The sequence below is a fragment of the Pedobacter rhizosphaerae genome (assembly GCF_900111155.1).
GTDB lineage: Bacteria > Bacteroidota > Bacteroidia > Sphingobacteriales > Sphingobacteriaceae > Pedobacter > Pedobacter rhizosphaerae.
Genome location: NZ_FOGG01000010.1, coordinates 158,182 through 174,820, shown reverse-complemented (window position 1 = coordinate 174,820; position 16,639 = coordinate 158,182). Strand labels below are relative to the sequence as shown.

The window sequence follows — 16,639 nt, the reverse complement described above, 5'->3', positions numbered from 1 at the left end:
TTAAACATGCGTACCGGACTCTCAGCATTACGCCCGTTGTCCGGGCAGTATTTATCCAGAAGCTCATCATATATAAAACCAAAATCTATAAGCTCGTTAATCTTGCGAAGTAGGTTCTCTTTGGGAACAATCAGGTCATAAAGCCTGGAAAACTCGCTAAACTGGATTTTTTGTTGTTGAAGAAGCATCTTAAAAGCAGTAATAATACACCTTTAAAATACAAAAAAAGAAGTAGAAAAACTAGTTTTCTACTCCTTTTGCCCTTTTCTATTAGGGGACTTTTTCAGTGCCCTCGAAAATCTCAGCCTGGCTTTGTGTTCTTTGTGCAAACCTTCATGCCCTACGGTTATAAAACACTCACCACTTTAAGCCAATTGTTAAAAAAAGTTAAAACTAATCGTTTAGTTTTTAAAAAGGCTTTGGAGCAGTAAATATTATTAACTTTGATATATTCATTGACAAACAAGAATATACATCCTGAATGAAAAAACATTTTTTACTCTTTATCATACTATTAATAAGTACCTCAGCTTTTTCGCAAAATGTTATCCAATTGTTTAATAGTGCAGGCGATTTCTTTAAACTGTTGCAAGAGGAGAAATTTACAGCGGCACATGCGCTTTTCGATGATAATATGAAGAGCAAGGTATCTGAAGAGAACCTGAAGAAGCTTTGGACAGATTTAGGCGCTAAATATGGTAAGGCCAATTCTTTCGATGCGGTGCAGAGCAAAGCGCAAGGCGAATTTTTCGCAGTTACCGTTGAAGGTAAGTTTGCCAACGGAGAGCAAAACTTTCTGGTAGGTTTTGATAAAGCTCAGAAAATAGTAGGGCTATTTCTGGTACCAGGTAAAAGTGCTGCCGCTTATGCAAAACCTACATACGCAGATACGAATTTATATACAGAGAAATCTGTTTACCTCAATAGCCCTGGCCATCAGTTAGCGGCTATAGTCACCACACCGAAAAATGTTAAAAATTTCCCTGTTGTGGTGATGGTGCACGGCTCGGGACCAGGCGATATGGATGAAACGGTAGGTGCAAATAAACCATTCAAAGACCTGGCTGCGGGCTTGGCGGCAAAAGGGATTGGTTCGGTGCGCTATGTAAAACGTACATTGGTATATGCCCAGGAGTTTTATAAAGCTTTTACCGTAAAGGAAGAAGTTTTAGATGATGCTGCTGCGGCCATTGCTTTAGCGAAAACTATTTCGGGAGCCGACGCAAAGAAAGTGTTTGTACTTGGCCATAGTCTTGGCGGAATGCTGGCGCCTAAAATCGCCTTGGCAAGTCCTGATGTAGCAGGCATAATACTCGCTGCTGCCCCGGCAAGAAAATTGAGTGATATCATAGTTGATCAGAATAAGTATATGTTTGAACTCGCAAAGGATACCACCGCGGCGGGTAAAAAACAATTGGCTGATGCCCTTATAGAAATTGATAAAAGCCGTTTGACTAAATTGAGTCCTACCTTAAAAGCTGATTCGATTGTTGTTGGTCTTCCGGCATCTTACTGGATAGATTTAAATAACTATAACCAGGTGAATGTAGCCAAAATGCTTAAGCAGAAAATTTATGTGTTGCAAGGCGGAAATGACTTTCAGGTAAGTAAAACAGACTTCGATCTTTGGAATGTCGCTTTAGGCAAGAAGAAAAATGTACAGCTAAAATTTTATCCTGAACTAAATCATTTGCTCAGCCCGCAAACCGAAAAGGGGACCATGGCACAATACCAAAATCCGGTTAGCGTATCAGAACCGCTGATAAATGACCTGGCCATCTGGATAAAAGCAAAATAATAACGATACTCTATAAATTAACCTCTCAGAGCCTGATTATTCAGGCTTTTTTTACGGCCTGAATTTTTGAAAAGATGAGTTGGATATGTGGAGAATGATTTATTTATTGTTGCTTCTGATTTCGGTGAAATCAACAATTTCGTTCATGGTAACCGAAAGGGCATCGGCTAATTGTTTAAGGGCGAAGGCAGAAATGCCTGTTCTTCCGTTCTCTACACGGCTAATGCTCTGAAAATCTTTATTAATGAAACTACCGAGTTGCGCCTGGGTTAAACCCCTCTGCTCTCTCAAAAAAGCTATACGCTTCCCCAGATTAAGTTTAAAAAGGTTTAATTCAGACATCATGCAAACTCAAAATATTTTTAAGAAAACAACTAAACATATTTGTTTAGTTGTAAAAATTTTATTATGTTTGATTAACAATAAATTATTAATGAGTATTTAAGAGTATTAGCAACTTCTAAACCCCAGATTGAAGTTGTGGAAACTAAGGTTCATACCAATAATATAGGGGGATCTGCGCTTAACCTCGTACCATGTGATACGTATGAAATTAAAGAGAACAGATTCCTGGTGTATGAGTACCGAATATTCAATACAACCTATTGTTTTAATTACACCAAAACATTCCCATGTACCATCCCTATTTCTTGCTCATTTGATCGGTTGTTTGCTATAAAACCTAAGCAACCTGTTTAAGTTTGTTTGATTGACTACACCCCCTGCTCTATAAGATCGCGTTAAGTCTTAGCAGGGGGATCGTAGGTTTTTTAAGCTTTCTTTTAATTGATAGCCATTTGATGTGGTCTATTTTAACAAAGAAAGCATCAGGGATAACTATTGCCATTTTTAGGCGTATTTCTTAATCAATAACAGAAAAAGATGTTTAAAAAAACGACGATGTTCATCACCATGAGCTTGCTATGCTTTTCTGTAGCCCAGGCTAAAAGCATCAAAATGGATGGATATTCTTTGCGTGCAGTCAGAATCGGAGATAAAATGCCAGCCAGTTTTTGGACTTAAAATCATCAGTTTTTTTATCAGGGTAAAGTGTATGAGGCAACCTCAGCGCTCATCGCGATAAATTATTAATACTAAATTTTTGGGCTACCTGGTGCGGGCCTTGCATCAAAAAAAATCGGTTTTGCAGACAGTATCCAGCAGATATATAATGGGAAAGTAGCCATCATACTGGTTAATGCAGCCAATACAGGCGATAAGCAAGAGCGGATTGCTTTGCGAATGAAACCCTACCAGGAGCGCTTAGTCACCATAACTGCCGATACCATATTGACCAAACTTTTCCCTCATGCCGTCATTCCACATTATGTATGGATAGAAAACGGGCAATTGATAGCAATGGCCGGCACAGAGTTTTTTTCAGCAGGCATTATAGAAGCCTGTGTAGAGCGTAGAATCCATCTAAATCACATCATTACTAACCGCAAACCAAAACGTAAACTCGTATGGAAAACCACAACAGATGAGGGTATTATAGTGCAAAACCAACAGGCGGCAACCGATAAGTATAATACCTACCCTATGGGGATTTTAAGCTTTAAAACAGCAGGGAAACATACTATAACGGTCTCGTTGGTTGAAGGGGATCCTGTAAGTTCTAGCTTAGAATCAGCAGTAATTAAGCCTGTATTGTAAAGAGGAAAATAATGATAGGTAAGAATTAGGAAATGAACAGGTTGCCAAAGGGTAGTTTTTCTCGAACAAAGGGTTAACAAGTAGTACAGGAAGGATGAAGAATTTTCAATTCTCAGGCAGTTTCTATTCGCCCCAAACTGTAACTACTAATTTGCGTTGGCCACCATAATTGCGGTGTTCGCAAAGGTAAATGCCTTGCCATGTTCCCAAGGCCAAACGTCCATTTCGAATGGGAATGCTCACTGAACTGCCTAACAAAGAAGATTTGAGGTGTGCCGGCATATCGTCAGATCCTTCGTAATCATGTTCGTAATCGGGATCATTTTCTGGAACATTTTTGTTGAAAAAGGTTTCGAAATCGATTCTGACTGTAGGATCTGCATTTTCGTTAATGGTTAAAGAGGCTGATGTATGCTGGATAAATACCTGACACAATCCCAGCTTTAACTGTGCGATTTCGGGAATTATATTTTCAATTTCTTCGGTAATGATATGGAAGCCTCTTCGTCTTTCGCGAAGGGAGAGGACTTGCTGGAAAATTTTCATCAATATAAAATGCTATCGGGCAAAACTAAGCTTTCTTAGTTAATTTACTAAATACAATAGCTGTAACCAAGCTGCCAGCCAGATACCAGGCCACCGTAAGGACTTTGGTTTTATTGCAATGGGTTACCGGGTCATCGTCAAGGCCAATTTTATCTGGTAAACTGATCGCCCCTAAACCGGCCGTTAATCCAGATACAGCCGCCTTAAAGTATAAATTTTTCCTTCCGGCAAAGCCGATGGCGCTGTAGTAGATACCATTGCTGATGAAATCGCTAGCCAGTGTGGCCAAATAAAGGTTTTGCCCTTTTGGCGTAGTGATATTAAGGCTGTTTAAAGAACGGTTAAGGGCCTCTTCGCCTAAGAGGTCTATCCTGGGGGCATCTGAATCAAATTTTCTAACCGTTTCGTGGAGTATGTTTAAGGCTGCCGATCCGGCGAAGCCTGCGAGTAATGCTTTTAGTATTTTCATTTTATGGCTCTTTGAGATGATCTGACCTTACTGGAGCATGGACGGCCCTTCAATAAAAAGCATATTAAACGGAAATTGTTTTAAAAGGAGCCCACTTATTGCTGGATATATTCTGTTGGGCTTTTCCCGAAGTATTTTTTAAACTCTAAACTGAAATATTTACGATCATTAAAGCCTACGCTATAGGCTACCTCCGCAATATTTTTCATGCTGCCCAAGAGCTGGGCGGCCTTTTTCAACCGGATAGATTTAATGAAATCGTTTACAGAAAGATCGGTAAGGGCCCTAATTTTTTTATACAATACAGGCTGGCTCATGCCAATTTCTGTAGCCAATGTGGGTACGTCAAATTCTGTATCGTTAATTCGATCTTCGATAATCTGAATAATTTTATTTAAAAACTTCTGATCGGTTTGGTTAATGATCAGGTTTTTAGGTTCTAATGTCACTACTTGAGAGAATTTTTGCTTCAGGGTTTCTCTCGCCTGCAACAGATTCTGGATGTTAAGTTTCAAAACCTGTAGGTTAAAAGGCTTCATGATATAAGCATCTGCCCCCTGTTCCAGGCCATTAATCTGATGTACATAGGCCGATCTGGCAGTAAGTAGAACTACCGGAATGTGGCTGGTCCTTTCGTCTGTTTTTAACCTGCGGCAAAGCTCCAGCCCATCCATATTGGGCATCATTACATCGCTTAAAATTAAATCCGGAATCTGTTCAAAAGCAGCATCTAAACCTTTTAACCCATCCTGGGCTTCCTGAATATCAAACTCATCTATTAATGAATTTTTAACAAAGTGACGTACCTCAGCATTGTCTTCTACCAGGAGAATCTGATATCTTTTTTGGGGTTGAGCTGTGCTTTGTTGTACTGTCTCAGTGTTGATATCCAGGTTTGAAACAGGTTTAATATTATAGTTTGAAGCATCATCATAATAGATGTAGTCCTTTATAAAATCAACAGATTTAAAATGGTCTTTTCCTTTTTTCAATTGAAAGGTAAAGCAGGTAATTCCCGGCGCATCAATAGTTTCAGGGATACTGGTAAAATCTATTTTTCCATGATGAAGCGTAATGATACTTTTAGAAAGTGACAAGCCTAATCCGGTTCCGATGTTAGTATGCGACCTGGATTGATAAAAGCTGTTGAACAGGTTGCTCTGATCTTCCAATGGAATGCCTTTTCCGGTATTACTTACCGAAACATCTACCATCGTTTCATGCGCATTAATCTTAATACTAATTTCACCATGATCCGGTGTAAACTTAAAGGCATTGGAAAGGAGGTTAAACATGACCTTTTCGAGTTGTACCTTATCAAAATAAATGGTTGTATCTTCTACCTCACTATAAAAGTTGTATTGAATATGTTTATTAATGGCCATGTTTTGGAAGGCCAGATATATTTCCCTGCAAAACTGAACCAGGTTACCCGGACTTACCTGTAAGTTCATTTTTCCGCTTTCGGTTTTCCTGAAATCAAGCAACTCATTTACCAGGTTCATTAACCTGTCGGCATTATTCTTTATGGGTTGCAGGCTGCGGTGAAGCGCCGGATCGTCGTGCGCATCGCTGATCATCCTCTCTAATGGCCCGGTAATGAGGGTTAAAGGTGTTTTAATTTCGTGCGAAATGTTGGTAAAGAACTCGAGCTTATATTCATTTACTTCTTTTTCCTTTGTTAAGAGAGCTTTTACGAGCAGATATCGAAGCACAAGCACTAAAACAGCAACCGTTATAAGGAGATAAAAAAGATAGGCCCACCAGGTTCTGTAAAAAGGAGGAAGTACTTTTATTTTTAAAACACTTGCCTCCTCAGCCCACAATCCATCATTATTGCTGCCTTTAACCAATAACTTATAATTGCCTGGAGAGAGGTTGGTGTAACTGGCAGAGGGGACATCAACATAGTTCCAATTATTTTCAAACCCGACCAGTTTATAAGCGTATCTATTTTTATCCGATTTGATAAAATTTAAAAGGGTAAAATCTATGGAAAAAACATTTTGTGCAGATTTAAGGGTGAGCGAAGGTGAAACACTTAGATTCTGTTGTAGCGGACTATTTTCTTCAGCTATTTGTACCGGTTTGTTAAACAATCTTAAACCCGTGAAAATAGCTTTGGCTACAGTTTTATTCTCTTTGATTTGTGATGGAAAAAAGCTGATCATTCCATTTAATCCACCAAAGAAAAGTTCTCCTTTCGAATCTTTAAGTAGCGATTTATAATTGAATTCATTTCCTGGCAGACCATCTTTTACATTATAAGATCTGAATGATCGTTTTACCGGGTCGTATTTACAGAGTCCATTATCGGTACTTACCCATAAAATCTGCTGTTCATCTTCCAGTATGCCTACAATATTGTTGCTCGGCAATCCTGCTTTTTGATCAATTAGGGTGTAATGGTGGTTATTGGCGTTGAGTTTGAAAAGACCATTGCGAAAGGTTCCGATCCAGAGGTTTCCTTTTTTATCTTCGGCAATGCTGCTAACATTATTATAGGGTAAGATATTAGGCTGATCAGCCCTGCGGTGGGTAAATCGCGTGGCATTTTCTTTAAGCTGGTATAAGCCTGAGTGGGTTGCTACCCAGAGATCCTTTTTAGAATCTTCAAAAATATATACCACTGCATCTGATAAACCATTAATTCTATTGCGGATAAACTTGCCTGTGCTGGTGTCAAAACTGTTTAATCCGTTATTCGTGCCTACCCAAAACCGACCCTTACTGTCTTCAAAAATGGCAGTAATTTCATCATTACTAATGGAAGAGATATCATTTTTCTTGCTGGTATAGCGAATAAAAGTGTTGGTAGCAGGTTGAAAAAGATTTAATCCACCTAAATGTGTTCCAACCCAGATCCTGTTTTTTCTATCTTTTATAATAGATTTTACCAGGTTAGAGCTTAAGCTGCTGCTGTTATTGGGATTGTATTTATAATGCGTGTAAAGATTGGTTTTCCGATCGTAATAGTTCAATCCTTCGCCTTCGGTACCTATCCAGAGATTGTGATTGTTGTCTTCGGTTATAGCACTGACCACGTTGTTACTTAATCCGCTTCTGGTTTTAGCGCTGGTATAAACTTTAAAAGGAGTGTTATTGGGATAAATCAGGTTTACGCCCCCATAATAAGTGCCAATCCAGATGATGCCCTGCCGATCTTGCAAAATGTCGTAAACAGAGTTCTGACTTAGGCTTGTAGGGTTGCCGGGTTCGTTTTGGACACTGCTAAAGCTTTGGCTTTTAGGGTTATATATATTAATGCCATGGAGCGTGCCTATCCATAGTCTTCCTTGTAAATCAATAATAATTTTTCTGATATTATTGCTGCTAATGCCGTTGGTATTGATGCTGGAATAGGTGTATGAAGTGAGTTCACCGGTTTTTAAGTTTAGCTTGTTTAGTCCCGTTTGTTTGGTTCCAATCCACAGGTTGTGATCCTTATCTTCTGCAAAGCTGGTAATGTGATTATCTATCGCCTTGTTTATGGCATCACTAAAGTTTTTAAAATACTTAAATTGTGTTTTTCCATTCACAATCTTCATGTTCATTAAACCGCTTGATGAGCTGATCCAAATGGTTCCGTTATGGTCTTCCGTGAGCGCATAAATTTTTTCATTGCGTTTAGGGTGGAAGAGATAGTGCCTGAAACTGTATTTTTTTTGATCAGTAATTAGGTTTAATCCATTTCCCGTACCAACCCAAATTCTTTTTCTACTATCCTGAAAAATACAATTGATTACACTGCTACTAAGGGAAAGGGGATTATCATTGTCTTGCAGCAGCCTGTCGAAATTATCCTCCGCCTCATTGTATTTGTTTAAACCATGAGGCGTTCCAATCCATAGAGAGCCATCTTTGGCTGATAGGATAGAGGATATATATTCAGAACCACTTAAACTCCTGGGGTTGTTTGCCTCATGTTTATAAATTTTAAAGGTCTGCGAATCGTATTTGTTTAGCCCAAAACGAGTTCCCATCCAGATAAAACCTTTTAAATCCTGGGCGATAGAGAGTACAGAACTCTGAGATAATCCATCTTCTACACTGAGGTGTTTAAATCCATATTCATCCTGTGCCCGAACCAATGAAGCCGTGAATGAAAGAATCAGCAGAATGAAAATTTTCATGTTAAAACAAATAGGGATTTTGCTTGGGGTTTAACAGGCTAAAAGTACAATTATTTCTATTATTAAAATTGGAATACACCATGAGTTCCTTCTTGGTGTGTTCATTAGCTAAGTGGGAGATAATTCATGTTTTTAGATTTTACCCCTATCAAATTAAGGATTTTACCCTATTTGAAAGTGCTTTCGTCGTCGTATTTGATTTGATAAAATATATAAATCATTGTTTTGCAGTGTTTTGCATGTCGTAGTTTGTGTTTGAAACAGCTTTCTCCTCAAGAAAAACAGGAGGCTTTTGAGTTGGATTTGTTCAAAATAATTTAAACAATGACAACCTTAACCAAATTAAAATGGATAGACTTTACCACCCTGTTATCCCTCAACAGTTGAGATCATTTCTTAACCGATTTCCTGATCAACTGTATGTTTTCTTTATGCTGCTCAATGGAGTTCAGCTCAAAAATTTTATCCGATCGGGTAAAGTTCAAAAGCCCCAGTGTAGGTAGCTTAAAAGAATGCTGTCCAAAAATTGTCACTTTCTATAATTAAACGGAAAAGATAACTGAAGCTGATTTTTATTAAATCAAACAAACCATTTTATGAAAAAGCTTTTATTTTTTGTATGATCCTGATCAGCCAGATGGCTTTCAGTCAAACAATTTTTGATACCATGTAGTAGGAGGTAAGGTAAAATTGAATGCACTGTCTAACCTTAGCACGCAGTGGCAACTTTACAAGGTAAAGAATAACACCTGGACAGAAACAGGAGTTACCTGGAGCAACAAACCTACGGCTGACAATCTCTTAACCACCATCACTGCACCTGCTGCCACAGGATTCGTTTATTTTGATATTTCTAATGAACTTAAAAATATCTCTCCGGATAAATTACTAAGTCTGAAACTGGTAAATGTAACTAACAACTATACTTCGATCTCCAGTAGGTCGGCCACTACAGCTAGTCTTCGTCCTGTAATTGAATATTATATTGACGAAACAGGAGAAAGTAGTGCAATAATGGCCGCCAAGACAGATATGAATGCCCTAAAATCTCGGTTACAGAAAACTCTAGCCGAGATGAAAACAGCAGAAGAAGTGAAGTTGGCGAATGAAACAGATATTTTTCCGGCCAAGTTAGTTACGCCAAATGGCGACGGCCGAAATGATACCTGGTTAATCAAAAACATTGGTAATTATAAAAACAATTCGGTGAAGGTGTTTTCTATCAATGGTCAGTTAATTTATAGTAAACAGGGCTATGATAACAGTTGGGGAGCGAACTATAATGGTGCACCTTTAACTGATGGAGCCTATGTTTATATTATTGATAAAGGTGATCAGAAACCTTTAGTAAGAGGCGTATTGAATGTGATTGGGAATTTTAAATAAATGCCCGCTTAATTAAGTGCGTTTGGTTTTTAAAGTAAAATAGTTAATGGAGCTGGGTAGTGGAAACATTATCGAGCTTCTTTTTTTAAGGATTCCACCCCTATTCTTTAAGGATTCCACCCCTGTTCATTTCTACCGAAATAGGATTTTTGGACTTAACCAAATAGAGGAGGCCCTCCCAGAAAGAGCCTTCATAATCCAAATAATCGTTGCGATTTTTTTGTTTCTCCGAAACTTTATAAACCCAACATAACTAACTAATAACATGGATAAACGCTATGATCATCCCACGTTTAAACAGTTGAGATCGTGTTTTAATCGATTTCCTGTCAAATTACTTGCTCTTATTTTTTTATTTAGTATTGCTTTATCTCCTGCCTTTGCTCAATCGATTAAAGTAGTAGGTACAGTAAAAGATGCCCAGGGCGGATTTTTGCCGGGCGTGAGTGTAAAACTCAAAGGTGGTAGTGCGGCAGTTATGACAGATGGTAGTGGAAAGTTCTCCATCAGTGTGCCTACCGCTCAAAGTATCCTGGTATTTACTTTCATCGGTTATGATACCAAAGAAGTAGCTGCCGGATCTGCTGCAAATTTGAATGTTGTATTGAAAGAATCTGATAATAGCCTGAATGATGTTGTTGTGGTAGGGTATGGTGTGCAGAAAAAGGTGAACGTAATTGGTTCAGTAGCTACCATAGATGCCAAATCTTTAGAAAACAGACCGGTAACCAATCTTTCTTCCTCATTAGGCGGATTGAGCTCAGGCGTGTTTGTTAGGCAGTCTTCTGGTAAGCCTGGAGCAGACGGAGCAACGATCCGAATTCGGGGTACAGGAACTTTGAACAGTAACAATGCATTAGTGGTAGTGGATGGAATTGTGGGGAGCATGGATGCGGTAAATCCGAATGATGTAGAATCTATTTCGATATTGAAAGATGCTGCGGCAGCATCTATTTATGGTTCATTAGCTGCAAACGGTGTAATCTTAATCACCACTAAAAAAGGTAACAAAGGTAAAACCAACGTAACCTACAGTGGACTTACTTCGATTGCCAAGCCTGCTAATCTGCCCACCTTCGTAACCGATTATGTTACGCATATGAACCTGGTGAATGAGGGATATCGTAACTTAGGTCAAAATCCAATTTATACTGATGCAACTATAGCCCTTTGGAATGCCGCAAATGCAAATCCAGATGGTTTAACAGCACAAGGCATTCCAAATTATGTAGCGTACCCGAACACAGATTGGGGGAAGGCTATTTTTGAAAATAATCTGCTTCAACAGCATAACCTTTCCTTAAACGGTGGATCAGAAAATACACAATATCTTTTATCTGCCTTTTACCTGAATAACCCCGGTACTATGGCCAATACAGGATCAGATAAGTATAACCTGAGGGTAAACTTACAATCTAAGGTAACTAAGTTTATAACGGTGGGCACGCAGACTTTTGCTTCTTACCAAACCTTTGGCCTCGCCAGTACAGATAATGCCTTTAACTTCCTGCGTCAAACCACTCCTGGAGTTTACCCGGTGTATCAGGGTAAATATGGTTTTCCTGCTGCTGCAGAAGAATCTTCTACTGCTAACAACATTTCGCAATATTTATACAGTACTGGAGGTAGTGATAATGAAACCCGTTTAAATACAACAGTTTTTGCAAAGATAGATATCTTAAAAGGTTTAAATTTCGAAACCCGGTTCAATTATCAGTCTCGTCAAGAAGAATCTAATAGTCATGCGATTACCTATGAAAGATGGAACTTCGCCTCTAATACGCTAAAAAGTCCGGCTACAACGCCAGATCAATTGAGTACGAATTATGGCTTCAATAAAAATTATTCTTATACCATTGATAACATTCTTAATTATAAAACCACACTGGCTAAGGTTCATGATATTGGCATATTGGCGGGTTATAATCAAAACTATTACAACTACTATAACTTTGGTGCAAGTAAAAAGGGCTTGATTGATGAAGCCTTTACAACACTTAATTCTGCAACGCTTTTAACGTCTGCCTCTGGCGACGAGTACGATTATGCTATCCGTTCTTATTTTGGAAGACTGAATTATGCTTATAAAAGCCGTTACCTCTTAGAAGGGGTATTTAGGTATGATGGTTCGTCTAAATTTGCACCGGAAACACGCTGGGGCTTTTTTCCAGCATTTTCTGCGGGTTGGAGAATCTCTGAAGAACCTTTTATGAAGGGGATTAATAACTATGTGGGCAATTTAAAACTGCGTGCATCGTGGGGTAAAACGGGTAATAACGTAATGAGCGCTTCAGATGGATCAAGAGTTTATGATTATCAGGCCCTGTATAGCGGAACCAATTATTCCTATAACGGCACTCAATCATCAGGCTTAATCATTGGCCGTTTTGGTAATACCAATTTGATGTGGGAAAGCACCACTACTACCAATTTAGGATTAGATGGAAACTTATTTAGAGGTGCCTTAACCTTTGAAATAGACCTTTATCGTAAATATACAGATGGAATCTTATTTACACCGACTATTCCGCTAAGCACAGGAACAGCTGCTGCGGCAACACAAAATATTGCGGAGGTTTCTAACAAGGGTATTGAACTAACACTAGGCTACAATGGAAAAGTGGGTGAGTTTAAATATGGCGTATCTGGAAATTTTGCTTACAACTTCAACAGGGTAACCAAATATAAAGGTACGCTACAACAAGGCTATACTACAGATGCTTTAGGGAATAGGGTTTATACAACGAACTTAGGACTGGTTTCTAGTGGAGGTGCCAATAGAATTTTAGAAGGCCACGAGATTAATGAGCACTATCTTCAAACCGTGTACAAAGGTGATGGTAACTACTTTACCGATGGAAAAGTGAATGTGAACGGTGGACCTAAGGACGGGATGATCCGTACACCACAAGATATGGATTGGTTAAATGCCATGATTGCTGCAGGATATTCTTTCCAGCCTACTGCAGGCGTTGGTAAAACCAAAACCTATTATGGCGATTTAATTTATGCAGACAATAATGGCGACGGCCTTTACGGGAATGCTTCTGATGCCCAGTTCATGAATAAATCAACCACGCCACGCTATAACTTCGGATTAAACCTTAACTTTTCTTATAAAAATATCGATTTATCGATGCTGTGGTCGGGTAGTGCGGGTATGTGGTACTATTGGAATGCAACAGGCTATAACAATTCAATCGTATCGTTAGGTAACGCAGTCAGCACTTTGATTGCAAATGATCACTACTATTATAATGATGCAAATCCAAGTGATCCGGCCAACAACATCACTGCACATTATCCACGTTTAAAGAATACTACGGATGCTCAGAATGCAGCTGTAGCCAGTGATTTTTATCTGTACAATGCATCATATCTTAAATTGAAAAACTTGCAGATAGGTTATACCATCCCAGAGCGAATTTCTAAAAAGGCCGCCATTAGCAGAGCGAGGCTTTATGTATCTGGGGAGAATCTATTTACCATCACTAATTATCCCGGCCTTGATCCGGAAATCGGTGCTGGTGTTGGATATCCGACGCTTCGTCAGTATTCTTTGGGCTTGAATGTTACTTTTTAATGATTTAGAAGGAAGAAAATGAAAAAATATATATTAACCGCTATTACCGCAGTTGCTTTAATATCAGGTTGTAAAAAAGATCTGCTGGAAACAGCACCATACTCTCAGGTAGCCTCAGAAACCATGTGGACTACTGATAACCTAACGGATTTGGGAATGACAGGCGTGTACGCCCAGTTGAGATACGGAAATGCATCAGGTGGTGCATCAGGGTTGGAACTCTATCAAATGGATTGTTTAGGTTTTACCGGACAAACAACAGGAGTAGAGGCTTTATTATCTGGAACAATTACCCCTTCTAACACTTATTTCAGTTCACACTGGCAAAACCTTTTTGAGGGAATTCAAAGAGCTAATGGTGCCATTGTGAACATCCCTTTAAAATCGCCGTCCTCAGCTGAGAAAAAAGCCAGATACATTGCAGAGGCTAAATTTTTAAGGGCTTACTTTTATCTGCGATTGAATCAACTTTACAAAGGTGTTCCTATTTATTTAGAGCCTTTTACGGCCGAGGAAGCGACTAAGCCACGTGCAACGGAAGCTGAAGTTTGGGCACAGGTGATTGCCGATTTAACAGCTGCTATAGCCGAACCTAATCTGCCAGAGAGATATATTGCGGGAAATGCCGCATATGGTCATGTTACCAAAGGTGCAGCCTATGCACTTCGTGGTAAAGCCTATATGTATACCGAGAAATGGGATTTGGCAGCTGCTGATTTTCAAAAAGTAAAAGACGCAGGTTATGGCTTATTTGCCAATTATAATACGCTATTTAAAACGGCAAATGAGCAGAGCAATGAGATGATCTTTTCCATTCAGCAAATTGGCGTTCCCGGTTATGGATCAACCACACAATTCTATTGTGGTACCCGTTCATCGTTCGGTTCGTGCTGGAATACTTATCATGTATCTCCTAATTTAGTGGATCTATATGAAAACGCAGATGGTTCTAAATTTAATTGGGATGCGGTTATTCCGGGCTATTCGGCATTAACCGTAGCAGAAAGAGAGGTTTACTTTCTTCGCAATAACTTGACCGCTACTGAAATTGCTGCAGCAACCACTCGTGGCGCAAAAATGAGTTTATACTTGCCAACTGGTAATGAGGCCAGGATTTTGGCCGCTTATGCCAACCGCGATCCTCGTTTAGCTGCTAACGTGATCACACCATATTCTACTTACGTGGGTGTTTTTGCTGGTGCAAATGCGGTAGTAACTTCCAGATGGCCTTATCGTGCAGAGGCTGCAACCAATGGAGATTTACGTACAGATACGCAAAGCTTTTTCTATTACCTGTATAGAAAATATGTTTATGAAGGCGTAGCCGAAACGCCAGGAAGAGATTACGGACCAACAGACTTTGTTTTAATTAGATATGCAGATGTTTTATTAATTTGGGCAGAGGCTTTGAACGAGCAGGGATTAACTGCTGAGGCTATGGCTAAGGTGAATGAGGTGAGAGGAAGGGCAGGAGTGGCTCTATTGCAGAATACCAATGCTGCATTGCAAACTTACGTTACCGGACAAACAGATTTAAGAGAGCGTATCCGCAATGAGCGCAGAGTTGAGTTTCCTAATGAAGGTATTAATTTCTTTGATGAAATGAGATGGAAAAGCTGGAAGGATAAGGTTTTCGCTCCGGGAAATGGCGTAAAACAGATTTGGGGTAGGGTAACCAGTGCTTATTCATTTAAAGGAGATTACATTTACAACTGGGCAGTTCCAGCGGTAGAGATTGAAAGAAATCCTAACATCAAGCAAAATACAGGCTGGATAAATTAGGTTTAGTTAGTTGAAAAGAAGGCTGCCTCAAGAAATTGGGCAGCCTTTATTGTTAATTTTTGGGGTTTAATGGTCTTTGTAAGTTCGATTAGCGCATTTAGTCTTTATTCTTTGCTCCTTACCCTTTGCTCTATGCTCCTGTCTAGCTAATCGCCCTGTCTAAATGCACATAACCACCATCTACATGAATTAATTGTCCTGTGGTATGGCTAGAGCGATCTGATAACAGAAAAGCCACCATATCGGCGATTTCTTCTGTTTTGGTCATTCTGTTTTCCAATGGGATTTTACTGGTTATGCTTTTTAGTTTTTCTTCTGGTTGATCAAAAGTACTGATCCAGGTTTGGTAAAGTGGGGTCCAGGCTTCAGCTACAATTACCGCATTTACCCTGATTCCGAAAGGCAGAAGTTCTACCGCCCATTCGCGTGTTAAGGCATTTCTTCCACCATTTGCTGCCGCATAACCTGAAGTTCCGCCCTGACCAGTTTCGGCAGTTTTACTGCCAATGTTTACAATTGCGCCCTTGCTCTTTTTTAAAGCCGGTAAAGCGTGGTGAGCAAGTAAATAATAATGCACTACATTTTTATGCAGAGAGTGCATAAATGCTTCATAATCGCCACTATCTAAGCCTACACCATCGTTCACTCCCGCGTTATTGATCAGGCCGTCAATCGTTTCATATCTGCTTAAAGCTTCTTCTATTACTCTTTTACAATCTGCAGGGTTAGTCAGCTCAGCCACGATGTGATCGGCCTTTAAGCCCTGTTCTTTTAGCTCGTTTACCAATTTCAAATTATCCTGCTCATTTCTGCCAATCACAATAGGTAAAGCTTGCTCTGCAGCTAAGGTACGTACAATAGCAGCACCGATACCTTTTGCAGCACCACTTACTAAGAAAATTTTATCTTTTAAATTTAAATTCATTTACTGGTAATTAAAGTTCGAATATCTTATTCATTAAAATCCACTTCTCTCCGGGTTTGGCATTGGGAAGCGCTTTTTGATATTTCCACATGAGTTTCTCCCATTCCTGAACCTTCGGGTTTGCGGCATCCGCTGCACCTTTTGCTTCGAAAGAAAAGGAGTCGTTTACCTCCATAATCATAAACAGCCTGTCTCCGGTTCTATAAATTTCACATACTTCAACACCGGCACCACTGATACTTTCTAGGATTTCTGGCCACACGGCTGCATGGTACTTTTCATATTCGGCAATTAGTTCCGGATCAGAGAGTAGATCCAGCGCGAAACAATATCTTTTCATATTTATTAGTTGGTCATGAAT

General features: G+C 39.4%; 12 protein-coding genes and 2 pseudogenes. 7 read left to right on the top strand and 7 right to left on the bottom strand.

The window, feature by feature from the left end:
• Positions 1 to 188 (bottom strand): annotated as a pseudogene (locus BMX11_RS10540) (IS5/IS1182 family transposase); the annotation flags it as partial.
• A gap of 293 nt (positions 189 to 481) precedes the next feature.
• Between BMX11_RS10540 and BMX11_RS10535 the strand changes: the two are divergent.
• Entirely contained in the window at positions 482 to 1,798 is a 1,317-nt protein-coding gene (locus BMX11_RS10535; RefSeq protein WP_090883989.1) for an alpha/beta hydrolase, read from the top strand.
• 99 nt (positions 1,799 to 1,897) lie between these two features.
• Here BMX11_RS10535 and BMX11_RS10530 read toward each other — a convergent pair whose 3' ends face one another.
• Positions 1,898 to 2,143, bottom strand: coding sequence for a helix-turn-helix domain-containing protein (locus BMX11_RS10530; RefSeq protein WP_090883988.1), 246 nt, complete (start codon positions 2,141 to 2,143; stop codon positions 1,898 to 1,900).
• A gap of 537 nt (positions 2,144 to 2,680) precedes the next feature.
• Between BMX11_RS10530 and BMX11_RS24295 the strand changes: the two genes are divergently transcribed.
• From BMX11_RS24295 to BMX11_RS10525, 3 genes and pseudogenes are all read left to right on the top strand, one after another.
• Positions 2,681 to 2,821 (top strand): hypothetical protein, encoded by a 141-nt coding sequence (locus tag BMX11_RS24295; RefSeq protein ID WP_175474530.1) that lies wholly within the window; start codon positions 2,681 to 2,683, stop codon positions 2,819 to 2,821.
• A 53-nt stretch (positions 2,822 to 2,874) separates the two neighbouring features.
• Positions 2,875 to 2,970 (top strand): annotated as a pseudogene (locus tag BMX11_RS24825) (TlpA family protein disulfide reductase); the annotation flags it as partial.
• Between the two features lie 70 nt (positions 2,971 to 3,040).
• Positions 3,041 to 3,454, top strand: coding sequence for a hypothetical protein (locus BMX11_RS10525; RefSeq protein WP_090883987.1), 414 nt, complete (start codon positions 3,041 to 3,043; stop codon positions 3,452 to 3,454).
• A gap of 123 nt (positions 3,455 to 3,577) precedes the next feature.
• On the opposite strand, the gene BMX11_RS10520 is transcribed toward BMX11_RS10525, so the two are convergent.
• From BMX11_RS10520 to BMX11_RS10510, 3 genes are all read right to left on the bottom strand, one after another.
• Complete coding sequence (locus BMX11_RS10520) at positions 3,578 to 4,000, bottom strand: secondary thiamine-phosphate synthase enzyme YjbQ (protein WP_090883986.1); 423 nt, start codon at positions 3,998 to 4,000, stop codon at positions 3,578 to 3,580.
• 25 nt (positions 4,001 to 4,025) lie between these two features.
• Positions 4,026 to 4,469, bottom strand: coding sequence for a hypothetical protein (locus BMX11_RS10515; RefSeq protein WP_090883985.1), 444 nt, complete (start codon positions 4,467 to 4,469; stop codon positions 4,026 to 4,028).
• A gap of 95 nt (positions 4,470 to 4,564) precedes the next feature.
• Positions 4,565 to 8,602: a two-component regulator propeller domain-containing protein gene (locus BMX11_RS10510; RefSeq protein WP_090883984.1), complete on the bottom strand. Its 4,038-nt coding sequence runs from the start codon at positions 8,600 to 8,602 to the stop codon at positions 4,565 to 4,567.
• 690 nt (positions 8,603 to 9,292) lie between these two features.
• On the opposite strand from BMX11_RS10510, the gene BMX11_RS10505 reads away from it, so the two are divergent.
• The 3 genes from BMX11_RS10505 to BMX11_RS10490 all read left to right on the top strand — a co-directional run bounded on the left by BMX11_RS10505 (position 9,293) and on the right by BMX11_RS10490 (position 15,353).
• Complete coding sequence (locus tag BMX11_RS10505) at positions 9,293 to 9,988, top strand: T9SS type B sorting domain-containing protein (RefSeq protein ID WP_090883983.1); 696 nt, start codon at positions 9,293 to 9,295, stop codon at positions 9,986 to 9,988.
• Positions 9,989 to 10,253: 265 nt separating this feature from the next.
• Complete coding sequence (locus tag BMX11_RS10495; protein ID WP_090883981.1) at positions 10,254 to 13,571, top strand: SusC/RagA family TonB-linked outer membrane protein; 3,318 nt, start codon at positions 10,254 to 10,256, stop codon at positions 13,569 to 13,571.
• Positions 13,572 to 13,589: 18 nt separating this feature from the next.
• Positions 13,590 to 15,353: a RagB/SusD family nutrient uptake outer membrane protein gene (locus tag BMX11_RS10490; protein WP_090883980.1), complete on the top strand. Its 1,764-nt coding sequence runs from the start codon at positions 13,590 to 13,592 to the stop codon at positions 15,351 to 15,353.
• A 142-nt stretch (positions 15,354 to 15,495) separates the two neighbouring features.
• Here BMX11_RS10490 and BMX11_RS10485 read toward each other — a convergent pair whose 3' ends face one another.
• Both BMX11_RS10485 and BMX11_RS10480 read right to left on the bottom strand, forming a co-directional pair.
• Positions 15,496 to 16,278, bottom strand: coding sequence for an L-fucose dehydrogenase (locus BMX11_RS10485; protein ID WP_090883979.1), 783 nt, complete (start codon positions 16,276 to 16,278; stop codon positions 15,496 to 15,498).
• 10 nt (positions 16,279 to 16,288) lie between these two features.
• The gene (locus tag BMX11_RS10480; protein WP_090883978.1) at positions 16,289 to 16,618 is read right to left on the bottom strand and encodes an L-rhamnose mutarotase; all 330 of its coding nucleotides are present in this window, start codon (positions 16,616 to 16,618) and stop codon (positions 16,289 to 16,291) included.
• Positions 16,619 to 16,639 lie beyond the last annotated feature (21 nt).

What these genes read in the sequence shown, in the direction of transcription:
- BMX11_RS10530 (WP_090883988.1), bottom strand. Translation starts at nt 2,143, where the DNA reads ATGATGTCTGAATTAAACCTTTTTAAACTTAATCTGGGGAAGCGTATA.
- BMX11_RS10485 (WP_090883979.1), bottom strand. Translation starts at nt 16,278, where the DNA reads ATGAATTTAAATTTAAAAGATAAAATTTTCTTAGTAAGTGGTGCTGCA.
- BMX11_RS10480 (WP_090883978.1), bottom strand. Translation starts at nt 16,618, where the DNA reads ATGAAAAGATATTGTTTCGCGCTGGATCTACTCTCTGATCCGGAACTA.
- BMX11_RS10510 (WP_090883984.1), bottom strand. Translation starts at nt 8,602, where the DNA reads ATGAAAATTTTCATTCTGCTGATTCTTTCATTCACGGCTTCATTGGTT.
- BMX11_RS10490 (WP_090883980.1), top strand. Translation starts at nt 13,590, where the DNA reads ATGAAAAAATATATATTAACCGCTATTACCGCAGTTGCTTTAATATCA.
- BMX11_RS10495 (WP_090883981.1), top strand. Translation starts at nt 10,254, where the DNA reads ATGGATAAACGCTATGATCATCCCACGTTTAAACAGTTGAGATCGTGT.
- BMX11_RS10525 (WP_090883987.1), top strand. Translation starts at nt 3,041, where the DNA reads ATGAAACCCTACCAGGAGCGCTTAGTCACCATAACTGCCGATACCATA.
- BMX11_RS10535 (WP_090883989.1), top strand. Translation starts at nt 482, where the DNA reads ATGAAAAAACATTTTTTACTCTTTATCATACTATTAATAAGTACCTCA.
- BMX11_RS10520 (WP_090883986.1), bottom strand. Translation starts at nt 4,000, where the DNA reads ATGAAAATTTTCCAGCAAGTCCTCTCCCTTCGCGAAAGACGAAGAGGC.
- BMX11_RS24295 (WP_175474530.1), top strand. Translation starts at nt 2,681, where the DNA reads ATGTTTAAAAAAACGACGATGTTCATCACCATGAGCTTGCTATGCTTT.
- BMX11_RS10515 (WP_090883985.1), bottom strand. Translation starts at nt 4,469, where the DNA reads ATGAAAATACTAAAAGCATTACTCGCAGGCTTCGCCGGATCGGCAGCC.